At 59.6% G+C, this 24,956-nt stretch carries 23 protein-coding genes; 15 read left to right on the forward strand and 8 right to left on the reverse strand.

The window, feature by feature from the left end; genetic code table 11:
* Window positions 1-30: 30 nt before the first annotated feature.
* Window positions 31-678, reverse strand: coding sequence for a pyrimidine 5'-nucleotidase (locus BG455_RS06695; RefSeq protein ID WP_071469215.1), 648 nt, complete (start codon window positions 676-678; stop codon window positions 31-33).
* A gap of 102 nt (window positions 679-780) precedes the next feature.
* On the opposite strand from BG455_RS06695, the gene BG455_RS06700 reads away from it, so the two are divergent.
* Complete coding sequence (locus BG455_RS06700; RefSeq protein ID WP_071469216.1) at window positions 781-1,434, forward strand: GntR family transcriptional regulator; 654 nt, start codon at window positions 781-783, stop codon at window positions 1,432-1,434.
* 3 nt (window positions 1,435-1,437) lie between these two features.
* Here the strand turns inward: BG455_RS06700 and BG455_RS06705 are convergent, their stop codons facing one another.
* Window positions 1,438-2,178 (reverse strand): dienelactone hydrolase family protein, encoded by a 741-nt coding sequence (locus tag BG455_RS06705; RefSeq protein WP_071469217.1) that lies wholly within the window; start codon window positions 2,176-2,178, stop codon window positions 1,438-1,440.
* 69 nt (window positions 2,179-2,247) lie between these two features.
* Window positions 2,248-2,706, reverse strand: coding sequence for a GatB/YqeY domain-containing protein (locus tag BG455_RS06710; RefSeq protein WP_071469218.1), 459 nt, complete (start codon window positions 2,704-2,706; stop codon window positions 2,248-2,250).
* Window positions 2,707-2,891: 185 nt separating this feature from the next.
* Here BG455_RS06710 and carA point away from each other — a divergent pair, with 185 nt between their 5' ends.
* The 12 genes from carA (at window position 2,892) to BG455_RS06770 (ending at window position 18,451) form a co-directional block, all read left to right on the forward strand.
* A complete protein-coding gene (carA, locus tag BG455_RS06715) occupies window positions 2,892-4,049 on the forward strand; it encodes a glutamine-hydrolyzing carbamoyl-phosphate synthase small subunit (RefSeq protein ID WP_071469219.1) in 1,158 nt (385 codons plus the stop codon).
* Between the two features lie 380 nt (window positions 4,050-4,429).
* Window positions 4,430-5,635: a biopolymer transporter ExbB gene (locus BG455_RS06720; protein ID WP_071469220.1), complete on the forward strand. Its 1,206-nt coding sequence runs from the start codon at window positions 4,430-4,432 to the stop codon at window positions 5,633-5,635.
* A 3-nt stretch (window positions 5,636-5,638) separates the two neighbouring features.
* Window positions 5,639-7,414: a peptidoglycan -binding protein gene (locus BG455_RS06725; protein WP_071469221.1), complete on the forward strand. Its 1,776-nt coding sequence runs from the start codon at window positions 5,639-5,641 to the stop codon at window positions 7,412-7,414.
* A 250-nt stretch (window positions 7,415-7,664) separates the two neighbouring features.
* Window positions 7,665-8,627: a malate dehydrogenase gene (mdh, locus tag BG455_RS06730; RefSeq protein WP_071469222.1), complete on the forward strand. Its 963-nt coding sequence runs from the start codon at window positions 7,665-7,667 to the stop codon at window positions 8,625-8,627.
* 249 nt (window positions 8,628-8,876) lie between these two features.
* Window positions 8,877-10,070, forward strand: a complete 1,194-nt coding sequence (gene sucC / locus BG455_RS06735) for an ADP-forming succinate--CoA ligase subunit beta (protein ID WP_071469223.1) — start codon at window positions 8,877-8,879, stop codon at window positions 10,068-10,070.
* A gap of 5 nt (window positions 10,071-10,075) precedes the next feature.
* The gene (gene sucD / locus BG455_RS06740; protein ID WP_071469224.1) at window positions 10,076-10,960 is read left to right on the forward strand and encodes a succinate--CoA ligase subunit alpha; all 885 of its coding nucleotides are present in this window, start codon (window positions 10,076-10,078) and stop codon (window positions 10,958-10,960) included.
* Window positions 10,961-10,990: 30 nt separating this feature from the next.
* Window positions 10,991-11,491, forward strand: coding sequence for a DUF805 domain-containing protein (locus tag BG455_RS06745; protein ID WP_071469225.1), 501 nt, complete (start codon window positions 10,991-10,993; stop codon window positions 11,489-11,491).
* 37 nt (window positions 11,492-11,528) lie between these two features.
* On the forward strand, window positions 11,529-14,495 hold the full coding sequence (locus BG455_RS06750; protein WP_071469226.1) for a 2-oxoglutarate dehydrogenase E1 component: 2,967 nt from the start codon (window positions 11,529-11,531) through the stop codon (window positions 14,493-14,495).
* 7 nt (window positions 14,496-14,502) lie between these two features.
* Window positions 14,503-16,008: a 2-oxoglutarate dehydrogenase complex dihydrolipoyllysine-residue succinyltransferase gene (gene odhB / locus BG455_RS06755; protein ID WP_071469227.1), complete on the forward strand. Its 1,506-nt coding sequence runs from the start codon at window positions 14,503-14,505 to the stop codon at window positions 16,006-16,008.
* Between the two features lie 76 nt (window positions 16,009-16,084).
* Complete coding sequence (locus BG455_RS06760) at window positions 16,085-16,480, forward strand: MAPEG family protein (protein ID WP_071469228.1); 396 nt, start codon at window positions 16,085-16,087, stop codon at window positions 16,478-16,480.
* Window positions 16,481-16,568: 88 nt separating this feature from the next.
* On the forward strand, window positions 16,569-17,954 hold the full coding sequence (gene lpdA, locus BG455_RS06765) for a dihydrolipoyl dehydrogenase (RefSeq protein ID WP_071469229.1): 1,386 nt from the start codon (window positions 16,569-16,571) through the stop codon (window positions 17,952-17,954).
* 77 nt (window positions 17,955-18,031) lie between these two features.
* Window positions 18,032-18,451, forward strand: a complete 420-nt coding sequence (locus BG455_RS06770; protein WP_071469230.1) for a GlcG/HbpS family heme-binding protein — start codon at window positions 18,032-18,034, stop codon at window positions 18,449-18,451.
* A gap of 91 nt (window positions 18,452-18,542) precedes the next feature.
* Here the strand turns inward: BG455_RS06770 and BG455_RS06775 are convergent, their stop codons facing one another.
* From BG455_RS06775 to BG455_RS06785, 3 genes are all read right to left on the reverse strand, one after another.
* Complete coding sequence (locus BG455_RS06775; protein ID WP_071469231.1) at window positions 18,543-18,953, reverse strand: hypothetical protein; 411 nt, start codon at window positions 18,951-18,953, stop codon at window positions 18,543-18,545.
* 347 nt (window positions 18,954-19,300) lie between these two features.
* Window positions 19,301-20,086, reverse strand: coding sequence for a Bax inhibitor-1/YccA family protein (locus BG455_RS06780; protein WP_071469232.1), 786 nt, complete (start codon window positions 20,084-20,086; stop codon window positions 19,301-19,303).
* Between the two features lie 142 nt (window positions 20,087-20,228).
* Complete coding sequence (locus tag BG455_RS06785) at window positions 20,229-21,194, reverse strand: NADPH:quinone oxidoreductase family protein (protein ID WP_071469233.1); 966 nt, start codon at window positions 21,192-21,194, stop codon at window positions 20,229-20,231.
* Between the two features lie 351 nt (window positions 21,195-21,545).
* Here BG455_RS06785 and BG455_RS06790 point away from each other — a divergent pair, with 351 nt between their 5' ends.
* On the forward strand, window positions 21,546-21,914 hold the full coding sequence (locus tag BG455_RS06790; protein WP_071469234.1) for a helix-turn-helix domain-containing protein: 369 nt from the start codon (window positions 21,546-21,548) through the stop codon (window positions 21,912-21,914).
* A gap of 120 nt (window positions 21,915-22,034) precedes the next feature.
* A complete protein-coding gene (gene hisN / locus BG455_RS06795) occupies window positions 22,035-22,841 on the forward strand; it encodes a histidinol-phosphatase (RefSeq protein WP_084386173.1) in 807 nt (268 codons plus the stop codon).
* 2 nt (window positions 22,842-22,843) lie between these two features.
* Here hisN and BG455_RS06800 read toward each other — a convergent pair whose 3' ends face one another.
* Both BG455_RS06800 and BG455_RS06805 read right to left on the reverse strand, forming a co-directional pair.
* Complete coding sequence (locus tag BG455_RS06800) at window positions 22,844-23,584, reverse strand: alpha/beta hydrolase (RefSeq protein ID WP_071469235.1); 741 nt, start codon at window positions 23,582-23,584, stop codon at window positions 22,844-22,846.
* Window positions 23,577-24,884: an MFS transporter gene (locus BG455_RS06805; protein ID WP_071469236.1), complete on the reverse strand. Its 1,308-nt coding sequence runs from the start codon at window positions 24,882-24,884 to the stop codon at window positions 23,577-23,579. Before BG455_RS06805 ends, BG455_RS06800 begins: the two co-directional genes overlap by 8 nt.
* Between the last annotated feature and the right edge of the window lie 72 nt (window positions 24,885-24,956).

Raw genomic sequence — 24,956 nt, forward strand, 5'->3', positions numbered from 1 at the left:
CGCGTGCCAGTTTGGGGGGTGGCGCAGATTTCAGGGGCGCAACAGCGACAGGAACGCTGTCAGATCATCCGTATGATGCTGGATATGGGGCGCATCAAGGCGCTCTGGCGCGACATGGACCGTGCGCATGCCCATGTCAAAGGGGGCCGCCAGATTGCGCGGGTCATCTTCAAACATGGCAGCGCGGGCAGGGTCCAGCCCGTCCAGCGCAAAGACCTGTGCAAAAGCGGATTGTTCGGGCTTGGGGCGGTAATTGGCATGCTCGACGCCATAAATCGCATCGAACAAGCCGCCCAGCCCGCGCGCCTCGGTCACGCGCAGGGCGTAGTCTGCCGACCCGTTCGTGTAGATGATCCTGCGGCCCGGAAGGGCGGCGATATGGTCGCGCAACTGCGGATCGGGGCGCAGGACCGAGAAATCTATGTCATGCACATGCTGCATATAGGGCACAGGGTCGATGCCGTGATCTTGCATCAGCCCAGCAAGCGTTGTGCCATATTGCACCCAATAGCTGTGGCGCAGATGCGCGGCTTCGTCCTGCGACACGCCAAGCGTGTCCATGACATAGCTGACCATGCGCTTCTCGATCTGGTCGAAAAGCCGCATTTCCGGCGGGTAAAGCGTGTTATCAAGGTCAAAGACCCATGCACGCACATCTGTGAAATATTCGGCTGGCATGGCGCGCACAGTAGCGGTTTTCTCTCGAAGAACAAGGTGACAGGGGTTGTCATCTGGCGCGATCCCGTCTTTTGTAAACTTGAGAAGATACAGAGTTATGACATGACTGACACAAAACCCCTGAAAGACGCCTATACGCTGATTCTGGAAGCGATTGATCTGGGTGTATACAAACCCGGTGACAGGCTGGTGGAATCGGAACTGGCCGACCGCTTTGGCGTCTCGCGTACGCCGATCCGCGAAGCGCTGCAACGGCTTGAGACGCAATCGCTTCTGACGCGTGACGGGCGGTCGCTGATTGTGGCTTCGCTGGATCACAACCAACTGGCGGAACTCTACGTCGTGCGATCAGAGCTGGAAGGGCTGGCCGCGCGCCTTGCGGCGCGGCATGCGACACAGGAAGAAGTGCGCCTGCTGCGCGGCATGATCGAGGAAGACCGCGCGCTGATGAACCAGCCCCAAGCGCTAAGCCGTGCCAATAAGCGGTTTCACAAACAGATTCATCTGGCCTCGCATAACCGCTATCTGGTGCAGCAGCTTGACCTTGTGCACCGCTCCATGGCGCTGCTGGCCACAACCTCGCTCTCCTTCGAGGGGCGCGGGTTTCAGACGCTGGAAGAGCATAGCAAGATTGTCGAGGCGATCGCCGCAGGTGACGGCGACCGCGCCTATGATGCGTTGAAGCAGCATATCTCGCTGGCATTCGAGACGCGTCTGCGACAGGATTCCATGGCAGACGCGCGCTACTCGGTCTGACGCTTAGAAAACCTCGCCCAGAAACTCCAGCAAGGCGGCTTCTGCCTTGGCATTGGCGTCCGCGTCCCAGTCATTGGACGATTCCACCGTGAAGGAATGGCGCGCGCCGCCAAAAATGCGGGCGGCGTGCGGGACGTCGGCTTCGCGCAATTCATCCATCAGGGCGGCCAGATCGGCCATGCCGGACACCGGATCGGCAGAGCCGTGCAGCACCAGCACCGCGCCTTCGGTTGCGCTGTAATCCTGACCTTCGGGTGTGCCAAGGCCGCCGTGGAAGCTGACAAAACCTGCCATGTCAAACCCTGCGCGCGCGCCTTCCAGTGCTGCCGCCCCGCCAAAGCAATAGCCTGTCAGAACCATCTGGCCCGGCACATCCTCCAAGGCGCTCGCAGCTTCGGCCCCGGCGGCAATGCGCGCGCGGAATTCCTCGCGGTCAGCATAAAGCGCGCCGGTTTCACGGCGGTAATCGTCCATCCCGTCAAGCACTGCGTCGCGCCCGAACAGGTCCAGCGCGACACCGACATAGCCTGCCGCGGCCATCGCATCGGCGCGGGCGATTTCATGCGCATTCAGCCCGTCCCAATCGTGAATGATCAAGACTGTGCCGCGCGCTGCGCCCTCTGGCAGGGCGATATACCCTTCGAACACAGTATCGCCGACGCTGTATTCAAAATTCTCGGCCATGGTGGCGCTGCCTGCCAGAATGGCGCATGTTGTCACAAGTGAAAGATACCGCATGTTCATGTGTTTTTCCTCCTGTTGAAGGACACAAGGTAGTGCTGCACAGCAAATGCCAAGGCAGGCGCTGCCCGATCAGGCCAGTTTCTGCTTCACCAGCGCGCCTGCCTTGCCGAAATCCATCTGGCCCGCATAATCGGCCTTCAGCGCGGCCATGACCTTGCCGATATCGCGCACCGAATTGGCGCCGGTGCGGGCAATGACTTTGGCAATGGCGGCGGTCATCTCTTCCTCGGTCAGCTGGCGGGGAAGGAAGCTTTCAATCACGCCAATCTCGGCGGTCTCTTTGGCGGCCAGATCAAGGCGCGCGGCTTCTTCATAGGCGCGCGCCGAATCGCGGCGCTGTTTGACCATGCGCGTCAGCACCGCTGTCAGGTCTGCATCGGTCAATTCACTGACGCCCTGATCGCCGCGCGCGGCAATCTCGCGGTCCTTGATGGCGGCATTGATCAGCCGCAGGGTGGCAAGGCGCACGGAATCCCGCGCTTTCATGGCGGTCTTGAGTTCGCTGGAAATCTTGTCGCGCAAGGACATCACGTCGCTCCTGTCTGCACATTGGGGTGAGGGGGCACAGTACCCAAGCGCGCCAATCGCGGCAAGCGCCATGGCTGCGCACGGATAATTGCGACAACAAATGCCATCCCACGCCGGATCGCCTTGATTCTTCGCATCAGCCCCCGTAGAGGTGCCCGCAAATCCGAACAGACGGAGACGCGCCCATGTCTGCCCAGACCCCCAAGCCCACCGCGTGCCTTGCTTTGGCCGATGGGACCATATTTTATGGCCGAGGCTTCGGCGCAACTGGTGAAACAGTGGCCGAGCTGTGCTTCAACACGGCCATGACCGGCTATCAGGAAATCATGACCGACCCGTCCTATGCGGGGCAGATCGTGACCTTTACCTTTCCCCATATCGGAAATGTGGGGGTGAACCCTGACGATGATGAGACACAAGACCCTGTCGCGGCAGGAATGGTGGTAAAATGGGACCCCACCGCGCCGTCGAACTGGCGCGCGGTTGAAGATATGGTCACATGGCTGCAAAAGCGCGGGCGCATCTGTATCGGCGGGATCGACACGCGCCGCCTGACCCGCGCCATCCGCCAGCAGGGCGCGCCACATGTCGCGCTTGCGCATGACCCGGATGGCAATTTCGACATTGAAGCGCTGGTTGCCAAAGCGCGGGCATGGAAGGGGCTTGTGGGCCTTGATCTGGCGCGCGACGTGACCTGTGCGCAATCTTACCGCTGGGATGAAATGCGGTGGGCATGGCCCGAAGGCTATACCCGCCAGACCGCTGCTGTTCACAAGGTTGTCGCCATTGATTATGGCGCAAAGCGCAATATTCTGCGCTGTCTGGCATCTGCCGGATGCGATGTGACAGTCCTGCCTGCAAGCGCCACAGCGCAAGATGTGCTGGCCTTGAACCCTGACGGGGTGTTTTTGTCCAATGGCCCCGGCGATCCTGCCGCCACGGGTGAATATGCGGTGCCAATGATCCGCGATGTGCTGGCGGCAGATTTGCCGGTGTTCGGCATTTGCCTTGGCCATCAGATGCTTGCACTCGCGCTTGGGGCGCAGACGATCAAGATGAACCATGGCCATCATGGCGCGAACCATCCGGTCAAGGATCACGACACTGGCAAGGTCGAGATCACCTCTATGAACCACGGGTTTGCAGTGGACAGCCAGACCCTGCCCGAAGGTGTGGTCGAGACGCATAGCTCGCTGTTTGACGGGTCCAATTGCGGTATCCGCATGAAAGATCGGCCTGTATTCTCGGTGCAGCACCACCCCGAGGCAAGCCCCGGCCCGCAAGACAGTTTCTACCTGTTCGAGCGCTTCGCCGCGTCAATGGCCGCACGCAAGGCGGGCTAGGTTTTTTTGCCCTGGGCATGGCGTCTGGAAACGGTGCCTATTCTGGGCGGCGTTTCAAGCACCCTGCGCGGCGGGCCTGCGGCCCGCTGCTTGCGCGCTTGGTATATACTTGGCGTCTCGCAACGCCTTCTTCACCTTTTCGCCACGCAAGTGCTATTTCGCCAGAACTGGGGCGGGGTGCATCTGTCAGGGGGTACAGGTGCCAAGCGCATCCTTGGGCTGCGGCACAAATACGCCCACCCACTGGGCGCGCGAACTCGCCCCGCTTTCACCTTGAGCAGACACAAGAAAATTTGGCGTATCGGCGCAAATGCCTGTTGGCACAGCGCTGCCTGTGACTTACTGTGGCCCCAGTAACCAGAGGATCAGGACACCCGATCATGGCCAGATCCCAAATTGGGGTGCAGACACAGTTTTCCCGCCCGGTGCGCCAGATTGTCATGATGCTTGTCGTCATTGCGCTGGTCAGCGTTGGCACATGGTTTGCGCTGCCTGCCGTGTCGGGCATTTTCCTGTCCAATGTCTGGTTGAATGGTTTTATCTTTTTTGTCTTTGTCGTGGGCGTCTTTGCGACCTTCTGGCAAGTGATCCAGCTGAACCAGTCGATCATCTGGATCGAAGGGTTCGCATCGGGCACGCCGGGGCATGAAGCGACCGTTCCGCCTGCGCTGCTGATGCCGCTTGCCGCGCTGTTGCGCGGGCGGGGGCGGGGCAGTCAGATCGGGTCCAGTTCGGCCTCGTCCATCCTCGATTCTGTGGCCACGCGGCTGGATGAATTGCGCGACATCACGCGCTACATCATCTCGCTACTGATCTTTCTTGGCCTTTTGGGCACGTTTTACGGGCTGGCCACCACTGTGCCTGCGGTGGTCGATACAATCCGCTCGCTTGCGCCGGAAGAAAACGAGACCGGCATTCAGGTGTTCGAGAACCTGATGACAGGTCTGGAAGCGCAGCTGGGTGGCATGGGCACGGCGTTTTCCTCGTCACTGCTGGGGCTGGCGGGGTCGCTGGTTGTGGGCATGCTGGAATTGTTCGCAGGCCATGGACAGAACCGGTTTTACCGCCAGTTGGAAGAATGGCTCAGCTCGATCACGCGTCTGGGTGTGGTCGGGGATCAGGAACAGGGCGCCGAGATGGGCGCGGTGGTGCAGGTGCTTGATGGCATGGCCGAGCAGATGGAGGCGATGTACCGCCATCAGGTGAATGCCGATCATGAGCGCGCGCAGATCGATCAGGCCCTTGGGGGGCTTGCCGAAGCGATTGAGCGTCTGGCCGCAAATACAGGCGGCGCGGCCCATGCCCCCGATGCCGCAGTCATCCCCGCCTTGCAGCGCATTGCCGAAGGTCAGGACGCGCTGTTGCAATATTTCTATGGCTATGCCGAAGAGCATGGCCCCTCTGCGCAGGCTGAAATCCGGCTGCGCCTGCGCAATATCGACAGCCAGATGTTGCGTATCGCCGAAGAGATTTCGGCCGGACGGGTGGAAACAACCGCCGATCTGCGGGCGGACCTGTCCGCCTTGACACTGGCTGTGCGGCAATTGTCACGGTCCAGCTTCAGTGCCCGCCGGGATGGAGAGTAAGCGATGGCGCTGGCGCGCAGAACAGGGCAGCGGCGCGATGTAAGCGGGGCCATCTGGCCCGGCTTTGTCGATGCGATGACGGCGCTGTTGCTGGTTCTCATGTTCGTGCTGTCGATCTTCATGATCGTGCAATTCGTTCTGCGCGACACAATCACCGCACAAGATACCCAGCTGGAAGGGCTGTCTGCCGAAGTCGCCTCTCTCGCAGATGCGTTGGGATTGTCGCGCGCGCGCGTGGCCTCTCTGGAAGGGGAGGTTGGCGCGCTGGAGGGGGATTTGACCGAGGCGCGCGCGCTGGCTGCGGCGCAAATGGCGCAGATTACCACGCTAAGCGGCGATCTGGCCGCGCGTGAACAAGCCCTTAGCGCCGCGCAGGCCAGCATCACCGATTTCGAGGCCCAGGTCGCAGCCCTGATTGCCGCACGCGACACGGCAGTGGCGCGGGGGGATGCGCTGAGTTCGGATCTGGCCCAGTTGGAGGCTGCGCAAACACAGCTGCTATCCGAACAAGAGGCACTGCAACTGGCGCTTGCGTCATTGCGCGATGAACTGGACGCCGAGGCAGAGGCCGCGCGTCTGGCCGCCGCGCGCGCCGAGGCGGTCGAGGCGGCACTTGCCCAATCACAGGCCGAGGCTGCGGCGCAGGATGCAAGCCTTGCGCAGCTGGCAGCGCAGCTTGCCGCGACCGAGGTGCAAATGCAGGATCAGGCGCGCGTCGAGGACAGTTTGCGCAGCGAGCTGGACGCGGCAGAACAAGCGGCACTGGCAGAGCGCGCGGCGGCAGAAGCGCTGCGCGACAGGCTGGCCAATGTCGAGACCGAGTTGAGTGCCGAGGAACGCCGCCGTCTGGCAGATGCCGCTGCCGCAGAGGCGTTGCGCGCACGGCTGGAAAACGCGGATGCCGAATTAACCTCGATGACATTGGCGCTAGAGGCGCAACGCCTGCGCGCCGAAGAGACATTGACCTTGCTGGCCGCCGCGCGCGCAGGGCAGGCCGAGGCAGAAGCCGCGCTGGAGGCCGAGATGTCAGAACGCGAGCGCCTTGCGGCATTGCGTGCCATGGCCGAGCAATCCTTGTCCGAACGCGACGCCCAAAGCCTTGCCGACCAGCGCCGCCTTGAAGTGCTGAACCAGCAAGTCGCGGCCCTGCGCGGACAGGTGGGCAGTTTACAGGATCTGCTGGGCGATGTGCGCGCGCGCGAAGATGCCTCGCAAACCCAGATCGAAAGTCTGGGCGCGGATCTGAACATGGCCTTGGCGCAACTGGCCGTCGAGCAGCGCGCGCGCGCAGCACTGGAATCGGCCGAGCGCGAGCGGCTGGAGCGGTTCCAGTCCGAATTTTTTGGCCGCCTGCGCGAGGTTCTGGAAGGGCGCGAGGAAATCGAGATTGTCGGGGACAGGTTCGTATTCTCGTCTGAAGTTCTGTTTGAATTGGGCTCTGCCGAGCTGGCACCAGCGGGGCAGGCGCAGATCGCCAATGTGGTGAATATCTTGCGCGATGTGTCCGACCGCATTCCCCCCGAGATAGACTGGATCTTGCGCGTCGACGGGCATACCGACAACCTGTCACTGGGACCGGGGGCGGAATGGCGGGACAATTGGGCGCTCAGTCAGGCGCGTGCGCTGTCTGTGGTGCGCTTCATGACCGACCAGCTGGGCTTCGAGCCGCAGCGGCTGGCGGCAACCGGCTTTGGGGAATACCGGCCCGTGGACCCTGCCAACACCCCCGAGGCCCGCGCCCGCAACCGCCGGATCGAGTTGAAACTGACCGAGCGGTGATCTTGGTGCGCCGCAGTCCCGGCCTTGCGCCGGGACCTCTGGGGTGGTGGGGGGAGACCCCGGCGCAAGGCCGGGGTTGTGGCGTGTGGGCAGTTGAGCGTGCGCGCGAATGGGGGCCGATCCATCTCTCGATCCGCGATGTGCGCGCTATCACCCGCGTGTGTCTGCTCTCGTTTGCGTGATGCCCTTGCGTCAGTGGAAGGAAGGCACTAGGCAAGAGGCGTCACAACCAAAGATCCGGAGATCACTGATGGCCAGACCCAAAATTGCACTGATCGGCGCGGGACAGATTGGCGGCACGCTTGCCCATCTGGCCGCCATCAAGGAACTTGGCGATGTCATAATGTTTGACATTGCAGAAGGCATTCCGCAGGGCAAGGCGCTCGACATCGCGGAATCGGGCCCCTCGGAAGGGTTCGATGGCAGCTTCAAGGGCACGAATGACTATGCCGATATCGCAGGCGCAGATGTCTGCATCGTCACCGCCGGTGTTCCGCGCAAGCCGGGCATGAGCCGCGATGACCTGCTGGGCATCAACCTGAAGGTCATGAAATCTGTGGGCGAGGGCATTGCCGCCCATGCGCCCGATGCGTTTGTCATCTGCATCACCAACCCGCTGGATGCGATGGTCTGGGCGCTGCGCGAATTCTCTGGCCTGCCGCATAACAAGGTCGTGGGCATGGCAGGCGTGCTGGATTCGGCGCGTTTCCGTCATTTCCTGAGCCTTGAGTTCAAAGTATCGATGCGCGATGTCACAGCCTTCGTGCTGGGCGGGCACGGCGACACGATGGTGCCCTTGGTGCGTTATTCGACAGTAGCAGGCATTCCCCTGCCAGACCTGATCGAGATGGGTTGGACCAGTCAGGACAAGCTGGATGCAATCGTGCAGCGCACCCGCGATGGCGGCGCGGAAATCGTGGGCCTGTTGAAGACCGGCTCGGCCTTCTATGCCCCCGCAACCAGCGCCATCGAGATGGCAGAAGCCTATCTGAAAGACCAAAAGCGCCTGCTGCCCTGTGCGGCCTATTGTGATGGCGAATTCGGTCTGAAGGGCATCTATGTCGGTGTGCCAACGATCATTGGCGCAGGCGGGATCGAGAAGGTTGTCGATATCAAGCTGAACAAAGACGAACAGGTGATGTTCGACAAGTCGATCGAAGCTGTCCGCGGCCTTGTTGAGGCGTGCAAGGGTATCGACTCAAGCCTTGCCTGAGATAATCCTGACCTATTCCATTCAAAAGGCCGCGCGACAGCGCGGCCTTTTTTGCAGCGGTCCATAGAAAAATCCGGACAAAATGCCGCATGGCCGGCTTGTGGAAAATATTTGTGATCACACGTTTGAAAACAGTGATCACAAAACTTCGATTTCAGCTAAGTTTGCTTATTTTTAAGAAGATTTTGATTGTTTTTCACTCTGAATCTGCGATGGAGGGGTAAGTAACAGCAGAAATGGGACAGTTTCATGAATATTCATGAGTATCAGGCAAAAGGGCTGCTGCGCTCTTACGGGGTGCCTGTTTCGGAAGGTCGCATCGTTTTCAAGGCCGAAGAAGCAAAAAGCGCAGCGGGCGAGATGGATGGCCCGCTTTGGGTGGTCAAAGCCCAGATCCATGCAGGCGGGCGCGGCAAAGGCAGCTTCAAGGAAGCTTCTGCCGGTGAAAAAGGCGGCGTTCGTCTGGCCAGATCGGTGGCAGAGGCAGAAGAGCATGCCAAAGCCATGCTGGGGCGCACGCTGGTCACGCACCAGACCGGCCCTGCCGGCAAGCAGGTCAACCGCGTCTATATCGAGGACGGATCAGAGATCGAGCGCGAGTTGTATCTGGCGCTTCTGGTTGACCGGGTCAGCAGCCGCATCAGCTTTGTCGTCTCGACCGAAGGCGGCATGGATATTGAAGAAGTCGCCGCCAATACGCCTGAGAAAATCCTGTCTTTCAGCATTGACCCTGCAACCGGAATTCAGGGCTTTCATGGCCGTCGCGTCGCGTTCGCGCTGGGGCTGGAAGGCAAGCAGGTCAAGCAATGTGTCGATCTGGTCAGCAAACTGTACAAGCTTTTCGTCGAACGCGACGCCGAGATGGTCGAGATCAACCCGCTGATCGTCACCGATACGGGGGATCTGAAATGCCTTGATGCCAAGATGGGCTTCGATTCGAACGCGCTCTACCGCCAGTCCGATATTCTGGCCCTGCGCGACGAGACGGAAGAAGATTCCAAAGAACTGGCCGCCAGCAAATACGACCTGAACTATATCGCGCTGGATGGCGAGATTGGCTGCATGGTCAATGGTGCCGGTCTGGCCATGGCGACGATGGATATTATCAAGCTGTATGGGGCCGAGCCTGCCAACTTTTTGGATGTGGGTGGCGGTGCGACCAAGGAAAAAGTGACCGAGGCGTTCAAGATCATCACCTCTGACCCCAATGTGAAAGGTATTCTTGTCAATATCTTCGGGGGCATCATGCGCTGCGACATCATCGCCGAAGGCGTGATCGCAGCGGTGAAGGAAGTCGGGCTGCAAGTGCCGCTGGTGGTGCGTCTGGAAGGCACGAATGTCGATCTGGGCAAGGATATCATCCGCAATTCGGGGCTGAACGTGATCGCGGCGGATGACCTGAAAGACGGTGCGCAGAAGATCGTCAAGGCAGTGAAGGGATAAGACAGATGGCTGTTCTCGTAGATAAAAATACCAAGGTCATCTGTCAGGGCTTCACCGGCAGCCAAGGCACATTCCATTCCGAGCAGGCGATTGCCTATGGCACGCAGATGGTGGGTGGCGTGACACCCGGCAAAGGCGGGCAGGACCATCTGGGTCTGCCGGTGTTCAATTCGGTGCATGAGGCCAAAGCCCGCACTGAAGCGAATGCCTCGGTGATCTATGTACCGCCCCCTTTTGCGGCGGACTCGATCCTTGAAGCGATTGACGCGGAAATGGAACTGATCGTGTGCATCACCGAAGGTATTCCGGTGCTGGATATGATGCGCGTGAAGCGCGCGCTGGAAGGCAGCAAGTCGATCCTGATCGGCCCCAACTGCCCTGGCGTCATCACACCGGATGCGTGCAAGATCGGCATTATGCCCGGCCATATCCACCGCCGCGGTTCTGTCGGTGTTGTGTCACGCTCTGGCACGCTGACCTATGAGGCCGTGAAGCAGACCACTGATGTGGGGCTGGGCCAATCCACTTGCGTGGGCATCGGGGGCGACCCTGTAAAGGGGACGGAACATCTGGATGTGCTGGAATGGTTCCTGGCCGATGACGAGACCCATTCGATCATCATGATCGGCGAAATCGGCGGCAGCGCCGAGGAAGAAGCCGCGCAATTCCTGAAGGATGAGGCCAAACGCGGGCGCAAGAAGCCTGTTGCAGGCTTTATCGCTGGCCGCACGGCCCCTCCCGGCCGGCGCATGGGCCATGCAGGCGCGATTGTCGCAGGCGGCAAGGGCGGTGCCGATGACAAGATCGAGGCGATGAAAAGCGCCGGAATCGTGGTTGCGGACAGCCCCGCCGGACTGGGCGAGGCTGTGCTGAAAGCCATTGGCAAGTAAACCGCAGCGCCCGCAGGAAGGGACACAGCCATGACATTCACAAAAGCAGTGAAACGCGGTTTTGAGAATGGACTGAAATTTTCGGGGCGCGCGCGTCGCCCCGATTATTGGTGGTTTTTTCTGTTTGTCTTTGCGGGCGCATTCGTACTGTCGCTGGTCCAGATGGCCTTGGGTATGACAGGCAACTGGCTGGTGCGTCTGTTCCAGCTGGTCACCTTTGTGCCGTTTCTGGCGGTTGGCTGGCGCAGGCTTCAGGATACAGGGCGACCCGGTTGGTATTTGCTTGTGCCTGTCGCCATTGTCATCCTCTCGGCGATCATGGTTGGCAGTCTCTCGGCCAGTATGATGCAGGGCGGGTTTGGCACCATGATGCCGGGCGAGATGCCCATGGGCCGGATGCAGGGGCAGGGCGGCTTGTTTGCCTTGCTGGCCGTCGCGCAGTTTTTCGCGGGTATCGTTATTATCTGGTGGATGAGCCGCCCCAGCCAGCGTGGCGAAAACAGGTTCGGCCCTGAACCGCGCGTCAAGTAACTGATACTTAACCCTCAAGTACCACAGAGGTGCTCTAATGAATGACCACAGCCCGAACGACCAGATGCATGGCGAGACCTTCCTTGAAGGTCAGAACGCCGCATATGTCGAGGCATTACAGGCCCGACATGCGGCTGACCCCGCTTCGGTAGATGATGTCTGGGCCGCGTATTTTCGTGCCTTGGGCGAAGGGGCGCAAGATGCGCAACGCGCCGCGACAGGGCCTAGCTGGGCGCGCACCGACTGGCCGCAGCAGCCCACAGACGAGCTGACATCGGCCTTGACAGGCGAGTGGCCCACCGCCGCGCCAATGGGCGAGAAGAAAGCCGCCGCCGAGAAGATCACAGCGAAAGCCGCCGCGAAGGGGGTTACCCTGACGACCGAGCAGGTGCGCTCTGCTGTGATCGACAGTTTGCGCGCGCTGATGATCATCCGCGCCTACCGGATACGGGGTCATCTGGTCGCCGATCTGGACCCGTTGGGCATGCGCAAGGAAGAACCCCATCCGGAACTGGACCCGCGCTCTTACGGCTTTACCGAAGCCGATATGGACCGGCCCATCTTCATTGATAACGTTCTGGGCCTTGAAGTGGCCAGCCTGCGCCAGATCATCGATATTCTGCAACGCACCTATTGCGGCACTTTCGCGTTGCAATTCATGCATATTTCAGACCCCGAGCAGGTCGGCTGGCTGAAAGAACGCATCGAAGGGATGGATAAGGAAATCCAGTTCACCAAGAACGGCCGCCGCGCGATCCTGAACAAGATGGTCGAGGCGGAAGGGTTCGAGAAATTCCTGCATGTCAAATACATGGGCACCAAGCGTTTCGGGCTGGACGGGGGCGAAGCGACCATTCCCGCGATGGAACAGATCATCAAGCGCGGCGGTGCCTTGGGCCTGAAAGAGGTTGCCATAGGCATGCCGCACAGGGGCCGGTTGAACATTCTGGCCAATGTGATGGGCAAGCCCTACCGCGCCATTTTCAATGAATTTCAGGGCGGCAGCTTCAAGCCTGAAGATGTCGATGGCTCTGGCGATGTGAAATACCATCTGGGCGCGTCATCGGACCGCGAATTTGACGGCAACACTGTGCATTTGTCGCTGACAGCAAACCCGTCGCATCTGGAAGCGGTCAATCCGGTTGTGCTTGGCAAGGTGCGCGCCAAGCAAGACCAGATGAACGATGCCGAGCGCCGTCAGGTTGTGGCCGTGTTGCTGCATGGTGATGCGGCCTTTGCGGGGCAGGGTGTTGTGGCCGAAGGCTTTGGCCTGTCGGGCCTGCGCGGGCACCGCACGGGCGGCACGATCCATATTATCGTCAATAACCAGATCGGCTTTACCACTGCGCCGCATTTCTCGCGCTCCAGCCCCTATCCGACCGATATTGCGCTGATGGTCGAGGCGCCGATTTTCCATGTGAATGGCGACGACCCCGAAGCGGTGGTGCATGCGGCCAAAGTGGCGACAGAGTTCCGGCAGAAATTCCTGAAAGATGTGGTGATCGACATCTTCTGCTATCGCCGGTTCGGGCATAACGAGGGGGATGAACCAATGTTCACCAACCCCGCGATGTATACCCGCATCAAGAAGCATAAATCGACGCTGCAACTGTATACCGAACGTCTGGTCGCAGACGGGTTGATCCCCGAAGGCGAGATCGAGGATATGAAAGCCGCGTTTCAGGCATTCCTCAATGAAGAATTCGAGGTGGGCAAGACCTATAAGCCCAACAAGGCCGACTGGCTGGACGGGCGCTGGTCGCACCTGAACCGCGAGGGCGAGGAATACCAGCGCGGCGAGACATGGATCTCGTCCCAATCGATGGCCGAGGTTGGCGCGGCCCTGACGCGCTACCCTGAAGGGTTCAATATCCACAAGACCGTCGCGCGCCAGTTGGACACCAAGAAAGAGATGTTCGCCTCTGGCAAAGGGTTTGACTGGGCAACCGCCGAGGCGCTGGCCTTTGGCAGCCTTGTCACCGAAGGTTATCCGGTGCGGCTGGCAGGGCAGGATTCAACCCGCGGCACATTCAGCCAGCGCCATTCGGCCTTTGTCGATCAGGAATCCGAGGACCGTTACTACCCTTTGAACAACATCAAGGAAGGGCAGGCCCGCTACGAGGTCATCGACTCGATGCTCTCGGAATATGCGGTGCTGGGGTTTGAATATGGCTACTCATTGGCCGAACCCAATGCGCTGGTCATGTGGGAAGCGCAGTTTGGCGATTTCGCCAATGGCGCACAGATCATGTTCGACCAGTTCATCAGCTCTGGTGAAAGCAAGTGGTTGCGCATGTCTGGTCTGGTCATGCTGCTGCCGCACGGGTTTGAAGGGCAGGGGCCGGAACACAGCTCCGCCCGGTTGGAGCGGTTTTTGCAACAATGCGCGCAGGACAACTGGATTGTTGCGAACTGTTCAACGCCAGCCAATTACTTCCACATTCTGCGCCGCCAGATCCATCGCAGCTTCCGCAAGCCGCTGGTGCTGATGACGCCGAAATCGCTGCTGCGCCACAAGCTGTGCATCTCTGAGGCTGCGGACTTTACCGAAGGGTCAAGTTTCCACCGCGTGCTGTGGGATGACGCGCAAAAGGGCAATAGTGACACGCAGTTGCAGGCGGATGACAAGATCAAACGCGTGGTCATGTGTTCGGGCAAGGTCTATTTCGACCTGCTGGAAGCACGCGATGCGCGCGCGATTGACGACATCTATCTGCTGCGGGTCGAGCAATTCTACCCTTTCCCTGCCATGGCCCTGCTGAAAGAGCTGGAACGCTTTCCAAACGCAGAGATTGTCTGGTGTCAGGAAGAGCCGAAGAATCAGGGCGCGTGGAGTTTCATTGAACCGAATATCGAATGGGTTCTAAGCCGATTGAACGGTGCAACCAAACGTCCGCGCTATGTCGGGCGCACGGCCTCTGCATCGGTCGCCACAGGGCTTGCCAGCCAGCATAAAGCACAACAAGAAGCGCTCGTGAACGAAGCGCTGACAATCGAGGGATAACAAACACATGTCCACCGAAGTTCGAGTCCCCACATTGGGCGAAAGCGTGACCGAGGCCACTGTGGCCACTTGGTTCAAGAAACCCGGCGATGCGGTCGCCGTGGATGAAATGCTGTGCGAATTGGAAACCGACAAGGTGACGGTTGAAGTGCCATCACCTGTCGCCGGAACGCTGGGTGAAATCGTCGCCGCGGAAGGCGAGACAGTGGGCGCAGATGCGCTGCTGGCGATGATCTCAGAGCCGGGCAGCTCTGACGCGCCGACACCTGTCGCACCTGCGAAAGCGGCTGCCAAGGATGCGACCACAGCATCCGAGACAGTGGATGTCATGGTGCCCGCATTGGGCGAAAGCGTATCTGAAGCAACTGTTGCAAGCTGGTTCAAGAAACCCGGCGACACGGTCGCGGTGGATGAAATGCTGTGCGAGTTGGAAACCGACAAGGTTTCGGTCGAGGTGCCATCACCGGCAGCAGGCGTGCTGGCCGAAATTCTGGCCGAAAGCGGCAGCACGGTCGCGGCAGGCGGCAAGCTGGCAGTGATTTCAGGCAGCGCGGAAGGTGTCAAAGCCGCCGCCCCGCAGGCCGAGGGCAGCAATGCTGGCAGCGGCGCGCGCGATGTGGAAGACGCACCATCGGCCAAGAAGCTGATGGCAGAAAAAGGTTTGTCTGCCGATCAGGTGACAGGGACAGGGCGTGACGGTCGGATCATGAAAGAAGATGTCCAGAATGCCGCGGCGGCCCCAGCGGCTACGCCGGCTGTGCCCACCCCGGCAGCCCAACAAGCCCCGCGCCCGGCTGTGCCCGCAGATGATGCGGCCCGCGAGGAGCGCGTCAAGATGACCCGCTTGCGCCAGACAATCGCGCGCCGCCTGAAAGAGGCGCAAAACACCGCCGCCATGCTGACCACCTATAACGAGGCGGATATGGGCGGCGTAATGGAATTGCGCAACGCCTATAAGGACCAGTTCGAGAAGAAACACGGCGTCAAGATGGGCTTCATGTCGTTCTTCGTCAAAGCCTGCTGCCATGCGCTGATGGAAGTGCCGGAGGTCAATGCCGAGATTGATGGCACGGATGTGGTTTACAAGAACTATGTCCATATGGGTGTTGCGGTCGGCACGCCTTCGGGACTGGTCGTACCCGTGCTGCGCGATGCGCATAAGATGGGCTTTGCCGAGATTGAAAAGCGGATTGGCGATTTCGGCATGCGCGCCCGCGACGGCAAGCTGACCATGGCCGAGATGCAGGGCGGCTCGTTCACGATCTCCAATGGTGGGGTCTATGGCTCGCTCATGTCCTCGCCCATCCTCAACCCGCCGCAATCGGGTATTCTGGGCATGCACAAGATTCAGGAACGCCCGATGGTTGTAAAAGGCCAGATCGTGGCGCGGCCCATGATGTATCTGGCGCTGTCCTATGATCACCGCATCGTCGATGGCAAAGGGGCGGTTACCTTCCTCGTGCGCGTCAAGGAAGCGCTGGAAGATCCGCGCCGGTTGTTGATGGATCTTTGAATTACACTTTCGCAGGGTGCATGCGCGGCATGCACCCTGCCCAGAGTTGGAATGCTGGTAGCAGGAAAAGGCCCTCATGACCCCTGAACTGACAGCGCTCACCCTCGCGGCGATTTTGCAGATCGTGCAATTCATCCTCTTTGCCCTTCCGGCGAATCTCGAACTTGGCACGCGCTATACGGGCGGCAGCCGGGATTATGCCCCCGACAAACCCATGTCGAAACGCACCGCACGCCTGCAACGCGCGTTGAACAACCATTTCGAGGGGCTGATCCTGTTTGGCATCGCCGCCACCGTGATCACGGTGTCAGACCAGTCCAGCACCCTGACGGCGGCCTGCGCCTATGCCTATCTGATCGCGCGCATCCTCTATATTCCTGCCTATGCTTATGGCCTGAATCCGTGGCGCTCGGTCATCTGGGCGGTCGGGTTCATGTCCACTTTGATCATGTTGATGGTTGCACTTTTCTGATGCTCCTTCATCCTTGTCCAAATATCCTCGGGGGGTGCGGGGGGCAGACAGCCCCCCGCCTGCTTCGCCGAAAAAGGAGGAACTACCCATGACCTATGATGTAATCTTCATCGGCGCTGGCCCCGGCGGCTATGTTGGCGCGATCCGTGCTGCCCAACTGGGCCTGAAAGTTGCCTGTATCGAGGGGCGCGAGAGCTTGGGCGGAACCTGCCTGAATGTGGGCTGCATTCCCTCCAAGGCGCTTTTGCACGCCACCCACAGCCTGCATGAGGCCGAGCATAATTTCGAATCCATGGGCCTGACAGGGGCCAAGCCCAAGGTCGATTGGAAGAAAATGCTGGGCTACAAAACCGATGTGATCGGCCAGAACACCAAGGGCATCGAATTCCTGTTCAAAAAGAACAAGGTGGAATGGATCAAGGGCTGGGCGAAGGTGCTTGCGCCGGGCCGCGTGCAGGTGGGCGAACAGACCTATGAGGCGAAGAAGATCGTCATCGCCTCCGGCTCTGAATCCAGCCCGTTGAACGGGGTCGAGGTGGATGAGAAAACCATCGTCACCTCCACCGGCGCGCTGGAACTGGGCAAGATCCCGAAAAAGCTGATTGTCATCGGCGCAGGCGTGATCGGGCTGGAGATGGGGTCGGTCTATGCCCGCCTTGGGGCAGAGGTGACAGTTGTCGAATATCTGGACCGGATCATTCCGGGCAATGATGCCGAAGTCGCCAAGGTATTTCAGCGGCTTCTGGCCAAGCAGGGCATGAATTTCATTCTTGGGGCGGCTGTGCAATCGGCCACGGCCACCAAGGCCAAGGCCAAGGTCACCTACAAGCTGCGCAAGGATGACAGTGAACACACGCTGGAGGCTGACACTGTGTTGCTTTCGACAGGGCGCCGCCCGTTTGTTGACGGGTTGGGGCTGGATGCGCTGGGGGTCAAGATGACCGCGCGCGGGCAGATCGCCACAGATGCGCATTACAAAACCAGTATCGACGGCATTTACGCGATTGGCGATGTGATCGAGGGGCCGATGCTGGCGCATAAAGCCGAAGACGAAGGCATGGCCGTGGCCGAGATTCTGGCAGGGCAGGCGGGGCATGTGAATTACGGCGTCATCCCCGGTGTGATCTATACCTGGCCCGAAGTGGCTTCGGTCGGAGAGAATGAAGAAACCCTGAAAGAGGCGGGGCGCGCCTATAAGGTTGGCAAGTTCAGCTTCATGGGCAATGGCCGTGCGAAAGCGAATTTCGCAGGCGACGGGTTTGTGAAAATTCTGGCAGACAAGGAAACAGATCGCATTCTGGGCGCACATATCATCGGCCCTTATGCAGGCGATTTGATTCATGAAATCTGTGTGGCGATGGAATTTGGTGCCGCGGCCGAAGATCTTGCGCGCACCTGCCACGCCCATCCCACCTATTCCGAAGCCGTGCGCGAAGCGGCATTGGCTTGCGGCGATGGTGCGATTCACGCCTGAAAATACAAGACACCACATGGGGCTGGCGTCGGGGCAGAACTGGCCGCCAGCCCCCAACATGACAAGGAATTCAAACTATGCTGACGCTAGAGCAGGCACAGACGATCATCGCCGCCACCCGTGCCAAAGGCCGCGAGATGGGGTTAAAGCCACTTTCTGTGATTGTCCTTGATGCAGGCGGGCATGTGCTGGCCTTTGAACGCGAAGATGGTGCCTCTCCGGGGCGGTTTGGCATTGCGCATGGCAAGGCTTACGGCGCAGTCATGCTGGGCATGGCAGGACGCGCGCAAATGGCGCGCGCCGAAGCGCAGGCTTATTTCATGGCGGCGGTAAACGGGGTTTATGGCGGGCAGGTTGTCCCAGTGCCCGGCGGGGTGCTGTTGCGCGAGAATGGCACTGTGATCGGCGCGATGGGCGTGACGGGCGACAGCTCTGACAATGATGCAGAAGCAGCCTTGGCCGGTGCGCAAGCCGCCGGACTCGACGCCGAAGCGTGATTCGCTGCCGCCCCCGAGAGAAAATAAAAAACCCTGAGCATGTTCTCAGGGTTTTTTTGTCTGACTCGTGCGCAGTTCGCCTGCGGCGCATTCATGACATCAGGGTATCGGTGAATCTTTTGTGGGTGAGTGGTTTTTTCAACGTAGCGTCACAGATCGCGCGGCGTTCTGAGCCTGAATCGTCACGCTCTGTTTCGTCAGACAGCAGGAAAATTTTGCAATCAGGGCGTGTCTGCCGGATGCCCAGACATAATTCAATCGCGGCATGCACGCCGCCGACATGTTCTATATCGACAATGATAAAGTCGAATTCAGCCCGTTTTTCGCTTAGCCATGTCAGGGTTTGCGTGCAATGCGCCAGCACCATGACAGTGATGCGGGCTTGTTCATAGGCCCAGTCCTGAATGTCACGTGCGTCGTCGCAATAGGGCATGAATGCAACAGCAACGCCTTTGAAGGCTGGAAGCCCTTTTTCAGCAAAGACTTTCGCATCATGCATCATTCTTGCCGCCCTTGGATTATCTTGGATCAATAAAATACAACCTTAAGGATACTTTGTGCGAGAACAATCTCATGGTCAAGGCATCGTTCCGTTATTTCAAAGAGATTTTGTCTGGGTGCGCAGAAATAAGCCTGCGCTGCTGAAGTGAACTTCGGGGGCGATGGAATGTCGCAAAACTTTTGCCGGACGGGCCATAAACCCTGCACAGATCAGATTTGAACGGCGCATCTGGTCCCATCGACTTATGCGGCGCGCGCGTGGTTCTGTGGTCTGTCCATTGCTGGCAAAGCAATGCAAAAAGGGCGCACCAGTAGGTGCGCCCTTGCAACAAAAGCCGGTTTGGCTGGTTATTCTTGCTGGCCCATGAACATGAGAAGGAACTGGAACATGTTCAGGAAGCTGATGTAAAGGCTGAGCGCGCCATCAACAGCGGCTTTGTCCAGCCATTCCTGATCGCCATTTGCAGCATGCGCCACATATTCGCTTTTGATGGTTTGTGTGTAGAATGCTGTCAGACCTGCGAAGATCAGAATGCCGATGGCCGAGATGGCAAACATCATGGCAGGGCTTTGCAGGAACAGGTTTACAATCATGGCGACGATCAGGCCGATCACACCCATGATCAGGAATGTACCCATTCCCGACAGGTCTTTCTTGGTGGTGTAGCCATACAGGCTAAGGCCGCCAAAGGCGATGGCTGTCACGAAGAAGGTCTGCGTGATCGAGTAGCTGGTGAAGACCAGAAAGATCGAGCTGAGCGATAGGCCAATGGCGCTGGCAAAGACGAAAAAGCCAAGCTGCACGCCTGCGGCAGATGCGCGGCGCATCAGCGCGCCCCAGCCGAACAGAATGAATGCCAGCGGTGCAAACATGATCACCCAGCGCAGCGGCGACATGTAAATGGCACCGCCAAGGGTGTTCAGCATGGTGCCGTTTGGCAGTTGCGCAACAGCCATGCTTGGGTCTGTTGTTGTCGCAAGGCCGGAAATTGCCCATGCCGCGGCGGCTGTGATCAGCATGCCCACAGACATGGTTCCGTAAACTTTATTCATGTGGGCGCGAAGGCCCGCATCAATCTCGGCGGCGCGGGTGCCGCTGACCCGCTGTGCACGCATCGTGTTGAAGTCTGACATACTTACCTCCGTAATTGGTGCAGACTGGGAAGCCCCAGCCTGTCTTGGCTGTAATATCGTCAACTCCAGCAGAGGTTTCAAGCATTTCCGGAGTAAAATGGACAGGAATTGGTCACAAATTCCCCAACTGCGTGCCGGTTGTTCAATCTCTGATGCCAATCACCACTTTTCCTGTCGATTTTCGACTGCGCAATAACTCGAATCCCTCTGCAAACTGGTCCAAAGGCAGGGTGTGGCTGATATGCGGGTGCAAATGCCCTGTCGCATACCACCCTATGAGTTTGGACAGCGAGGTGGTCAGGGCATGCGGTGCGAATTTCAGATAGGCGCCCCAATAGAGACCGATCACAGTCAGATTCTTGACCAGCAATATATTGGCCGGAAATTGTGGAACAGTGCCGCCAGCAAAACCGATGGCAAGAAAACGCCCCTCGGGGCGCAGGGCGCGCAGGGCAGGGGTGGCAAGCGGCTCTCCGATCGCATCATAAACCACATCAACCCCGCCCGCATCCCTGAGCGCGGCGCGCAGGTCCAGACCTTCGCTGTCAAGGCAGAGGTCCGCACCGGCCTTGCGCGCAATCTCCAGCTTGTCGGCGCCGCGTGCCACCGCAATCACGCGCGCCCCAAGCGCCTTGCCAATCTCGACCGCTGTCAGCCCCACACCCCCTGCCGCGCCAAGTACCAACAATGTCTCGCCTGCTTGCAGCCTTGCGCGATGTTCCAGCGCCAGATGCGAGGTGCCATAGGCTACAAGAAACCCCGCAGCCTGTGTGAAGGGCATGGCATCTGGTATCGGCACACAGCAGTCTGCAGGGCAGCAGACCTGTTCCGCCAGCCCGCCCTTGCCGGGAAAGGCCGCAACCCGCATTCCGGGGCGCAGACCCTCGACGCCAGCCCCGACGGATGCGATTGTTCCTGCAACTTCCATCCCCATGACAAAGGGCAGATCGGGGCGTTCCTGATATTGACCGCGCGTCATCAATAAATCGGCGAAGTTCAGGCCGCATGCGGCCACAGTGATGACAACCTCACCGGCAGCCGCTTGGGGGGCGTCAATTTCAACAAGTTGGGGCAGCGTGTCGGTTTCAGTCAGCAGTACAGCGCGCATGATATGGTCCTTCCGATAGGGAACGCCAGATTTGCCGAGAGAACGGCAAAGCGCAAGCCATATGACTCAGTGCGATTCGCATTGCGCAAAACTCGCCCTTCGGTTGTTCGCAGTATGGTTTGCATTTTGCGAATATTTTGGCGCGCGCGCATAAAAGTCTTTTCTCAAGGCGTGGGATGCGGCACAACCTAAGTATGTGCCGGGGGCTGCGTGTTCGCGTCACATAAAGTTGTGTATAGCCGAAGAAACGATCTGTGTAGGTAGATGGTGTTTTATTTTCGGTGATTGGTGCAGAAGCCGTTTTTTTAAAAAATTGATAATGTTCGGCATTACAAAATAAGTGAGGGACAAATGACTCATCTCGTGGATTCGCATGTTGGCCAGAAAATTCGCCAGCGCCGATGGATGGTGGGAATGACACAGCAGCAGCTGGCTGAATCGGTTGGGATCAAATTTCAGCAAATTCAGAAATACGAGACGGGCATGAACCGCGTGTCTGCATCTCGGCTGTGGGACATTTCGCGCGCTTTGGGCGTGTCGGCCAGCTTCTTTTTCGAGGGGTTGTCCGAGAATGCCAACGAACCCGCCGCAGAAGATCAGATCCTTCAACAAAAAGAAACGCTGGAATTGCTGCGCAGCTACTATGCAATTCCAGAAGGGCAGCGGAAGCGGTTTTTGCATCTGGCCCAATCACTTGGCGATTTCAGCGCAGCCTCTTGAGGGTGCGATATATTTCATAACGTAAGAATTTAAAACAACGGCAGGCCTTGGTCTGCCGTTGCTTTTCGTGGTGAAGACTGCAACTGAGGGGTGCCGGAAATCACCTTACGGATAAGCCCAATGCCCGATCCGCGCCTGACCTTGTCGCAACATGCCGAGATGCTAGCACTTATTGAAACGCTGGCAGACCATGCGCGCGAGGCTATCCTGCCTTGGTTCCGGAACCCGGATTTGGGGGCCGCCAACAAGGCATGCAACGGGTTCGATCCGGTCACACAGGCAGACAGGGCAGCCGAGCAGATCATCCGCGCCACCTTGCTTCAGCACCGCCCGCAAGATGGCATTCTGGGCGAAGAGTTTGGGCCAAAGGCCAGCGAGTCCGGCCTGACATGGATTATTGATCCGATCGATGGCACGCGCGGTTTTCTTGCCGGAACCCCGTGCTGGGGCGTGCTGATTGCCTTGGCCGATGGTGATGGCCCGTTTCTGGGGGTCATCGACCAGCCTTATATCTCCGAGCGGTTTTTGGGCGGGCTTGGGCAGGCTTGGGTTGCAGGGCCACAGGGGCGCAAACCGCTTGCCACTCGCGGTACGGTTGAATTGGGCGATGCGATATTGTTCACCACCTTTCCTGAAATCGGCACCAGCGCCGAACAGGCGGCATTCACCCGCGTTTCGGACTCCGCGCGCCTGACACGCTACGGGATGGATTGTTATGCCTATGCCCTGCTGGCCGCAGGGCATATCGATCTGGTGATCGAGGCGGGGCTGAACCCGTATGACATAGCTGCCCCCATCGCGGTGATCGAGGCTGCGGGCGGAATTGTCACCGACTGGCAGGGGGGGCCGGTGGGGGCAAGCGGACAAGTGCTTGCCGCCGCCAATCCGGTGCTGCATGCCAAAGCGCTGGCACTGCTGCAAGGGTAAGGTCAGTCGGTCAGTTCTGTGATCGCTGCGGTGATCATCTCCAGACAGGCAGGTGTCGAAAACCTGTGATCTGCATCTTTGACCAAGGTCAGGCGCATATCGGGGCAGGTTGCATGCGCAATCAGGCGCAGGGGAACCGAAGGTGCCACCGCTTCGTCCAGCGTGCCTTGCATCAGGCGCACGGGAAAGGGCAGGTCCAGCGGTGTTTGCAACACAAGCTGCATCTTGCCATCCTCGAACAGGTGGCGGGTCAGGGTATAGGGCGTGTCGTCATAGCCATTGGGCACGCTGATTTGGCCCTGTTCCAGAATTTCGGCGCGCTGTGCATCCGTCAGCCCCGGCCACATGCTGTCTTCGGTGAAATCGGGGGCGGCGGCTACACCTACCAGCCCATGCACCCGCTTTGGGACTTTGCGCGCCAAAAGCAGTGCGATCCAGCCGCCCATGGATGATCCGACCAAAATCTGCGGCCCGTCTGTCAGCTTGCTCAGCGCTTCCAGCGCATCTTCGGCCCAATCCCCGATGCAGCCTTCTGCAAAAGTGCCAGAGCTTTCGCCATGGCCGGAATAGTCGAAGCGCAGGAATGCACGGCCTTGGGATTTGGCCCAATCTTCCAGAAAAACCGCCTTGGTGCCCGACATATCCGACATGAAGCCGCCCAGAAACACCACGCCCGGCCCGCGCCCTTGCGTTTTGTGATAGGCCAGTTTGCGCCCCGCGCTTGTGTCCAGATACTCAACCATCGCCCAACTCCTTCAATCCATAGGCGGCTACCGCGCCACCTGCGGCCATGCAGGCGAACAGGGCCATTGTTGCCCCCGCCCCTGCAAGGGCTGCAACTGCGCCGAACACACCGCTGGCCAGCAGGATCACCCCGATGACCGTATTTGCAATTGCGGTATAAATGGCGCGGCGGTCTTGTCCAACCATATCGACCAGATAGGTGGCCCGGCCCAGCCGCACCCCCTGATGCGCGATCATTAGGCCAAACAACGCAAGCGGCATGGCCCAGACGGTGGCCGCCAGACCGGACATGGCAAAAGCCAGTGTCAGCACCATCGCCCCCGCACCCGATATGCCTGTCCAGATCAGAACCTTGCGCGAAGATTTGTCGGCCAGCCGCCCCCAGACATAGCTGGACAAAAGTGCCGCCAGCGCCGAGGCCAGAACCAGTGCGCCCAACCCCTGCAACGCGGCCCCCCCGTCGCCCGAGGCCAGAACCACCAGATAGGGCGGGGCGAGCGCTGTCGAGGTCAGCAACCCGCGCGCCACGATGAAACGCACAAGCTGGCCATCCTCGCGAAGATACCCCAGATTTGCGATTGCGGCGGCAAAGCCGTTTGCGCCCCCGTCTTGCGCGCCCTTATCCTCGGCCAGCCCTGCGAACACCACGCCTGCCAGCACCCACGCGCTTGCAGCCAGCGCCAGTGCGCCCAGCACAATGGCGGCGCGCGCATCCGAGAACAGGATCAGCACCAGCGCAAAGCCGATCACAACCATCGCCGACCAACTGCCCGCCACCCCCGTGACCGTGCCGCGCTGGCCTTTGTCGATGGTCTTGCCCAAAACATCCTTATAGGCCACCGACGCGACCGAGCGTGACAGCGCCAGCACGCTCAGCCCCAGCAGAATCACCAGCCCCGCTGCTATACCCTGTAGCGTCAGGGCAGCGGCCAGAATAATGGCTGCCCCCACGCCCTGCCCAATGGCGGCTGCCGCCCAAGCCCATTTGCGCTGTGCCATGGCCCGAATGCGCGCGGCAGTGAACAGTTGCGGCAGCAATGCGCCTGCTTCGCGGATGGGCACCAGCAGCCCCACAAGCGCTGCGGGCGCCCCCAGATGCGTCATCAGCCATGACAGCACAAGTTTCGGGTCCGCCAGCCCGTCAGCAGATTTGCTTAGCCCAAGCGCGGCTGCATGGCGCAGGAAATTCTGCGGTTGCTGCGTGCATGCCTCGTCCGAGATGTCGCGGCACATGCGCCCCGCATCGTCATTGGCCAGCATTTCATAGCTTAGACGGACAGCAGGGCGGGGCGGGGGCATGTGCAACTCCTTGCAGCGGACGATTTTGGCGACAGGACAAAACGAAGTCAGCTTGACTTTCGTTCCCTCGAA

Origin of the sequence: Roseinatronobacter thiooxidans, from assembly GCF_001870675.1 — a bacterium.
Classification (GTDB): domain Bacteria; phylum Pseudomonadota; class Alphaproteobacteria; order Rhodobacterales; family Rhodobacteraceae; genus Roseinatronobacter; species Roseinatronobacter thiooxidans.

Coding starts and splice junctions, on each gene's coding strand:
- BG455_RS06695 (WP_071469215.1), bottom strand. CDS start 678: ATGCCAGCCGAATATTTCACAGATGTGCGTGCATGGGTCTTTGACCTT.
- BG455_RS06700 (WP_071469216.1), top strand. CDS start 781: ATGACTGACACAAAACCCCTGAAAGACGCCTATACGCTGATTCTGGAA.
- BG455_RS06705 (WP_071469217.1), bottom strand. CDS start 2,178: ATGAACATGCGGTATCTTTCACTTGTGACAACATGCGCCATTCTGGCA.
- BG455_RS06710 (WP_071469218.1), bottom strand. CDS start 2,706: ATGTCCTTGCGCGACAAGATTTCCAGCGAACTCAAGACCGCCATGAAA.
- carA (WP_071469219.1), top strand. CDS start 2,892: ATGTCTGCCCAGACCCCCAAGCCCACCGCGTGCCTTGCTTTGGCCGAT.
- BG455_RS06720 (WP_071469220.1), top strand. CDS start 4,430: ATGGCCAGATCCCAAATTGGGGTGCAGACACAGTTTTCCCGCCCGGTG.
- BG455_RS06725 (WP_071469221.1), top strand. CDS start 5,639: ATGGCGCTGGCGCGCAGAACAGGGCAGCGGCGCGATGTAAGCGGGGCC.
- mdh (WP_071469222.1), top strand. CDS start 7,665: ATGGCCAGACCCAAAATTGCACTGATCGGCGCGGGACAGATTGGCGGC.
- sucC (WP_071469223.1), top strand. CDS start 8,877: ATGAATATTCATGAGTATCAGGCAAAAGGGCTGCTGCGCTCTTACGGG.
- sucD (WP_071469224.1), top strand. CDS start 10,076: ATGGCTGTTCTCGTAGATAAAAATACCAAGGTCATCTGTCAGGGCTTC.
- BG455_RS06745 (WP_071469225.1), top strand. CDS start 10,991: ATGACATTCACAAAAGCAGTGAAACGCGGTTTTGAGAATGGACTGAAA.
- BG455_RS06750 (WP_071469226.1), top strand. CDS start 11,529: ATGAATGACCACAGCCCGAACGACCAGATGCATGGCGAGACCTTCCTT.
- odhB (WP_071469227.1), top strand. CDS start 14,503: ATGTCCACCGAAGTTCGAGTCCCCACATTGGGCGAAAGCGTGACCGAG.
- BG455_RS06760 (WP_071469228.1), top strand. CDS start 16,085: ATGACCCCTGAACTGACAGCGCTCACCCTCGCGGCGATTTTGCAGATC.
- lpdA (WP_071469229.1), top strand. CDS start 16,569: ATGACCTATGATGTAATCTTCATCGGCGCTGGCCCCGGCGGCTATGTT.
- BG455_RS06770 (WP_071469230.1), top strand. CDS start 18,032: ATGCTGACGCTAGAGCAGGCACAGACGATCATCGCCGCCACCCGTGCC.
- BG455_RS06775 (WP_071469231.1), bottom strand. CDS start 18,953: ATGATGCATGATGCGAAAGTCTTTGCTGAAAAAGGGCTTCCAGCCTTC.
- BG455_RS06780 (WP_071469232.1), bottom strand. CDS start 20,086: ATGTCAGACTTCAACACGATGCGTGCACAGCGGGTCAGCGGCACCCGC.
- BG455_RS06785 (WP_071469233.1), bottom strand. CDS start 21,194: ATGCGCGCTGTACTGCTGACTGAAACCGACACGCTGCCCCAACTTGTT.
- BG455_RS06790 (WP_071469234.1), top strand. CDS start 21,546: ATGACTCATCTCGTGGATTCGCATGTTGGCCAGAAAATTCGCCAGCGC.
- hisN (WP_084386173.1), top strand. CDS start 22,035: ATGCCCGATCCGCGCCTGACCTTGTCGCAACATGCCGAGATGCTAGCA.
- BG455_RS06800 (WP_071469235.1), bottom strand. CDS start 23,584: ATGGTTGAGTATCTGGACACAAGCGCGGGGCGCAAACTGGCCTATCAC.
- BG455_RS06805 (WP_071469236.1), bottom strand. CDS start 24,884: ATGCCCCCGCCCCGCCCTGCTGTCCGTCTAAGCTATGAAATGCTGGCC.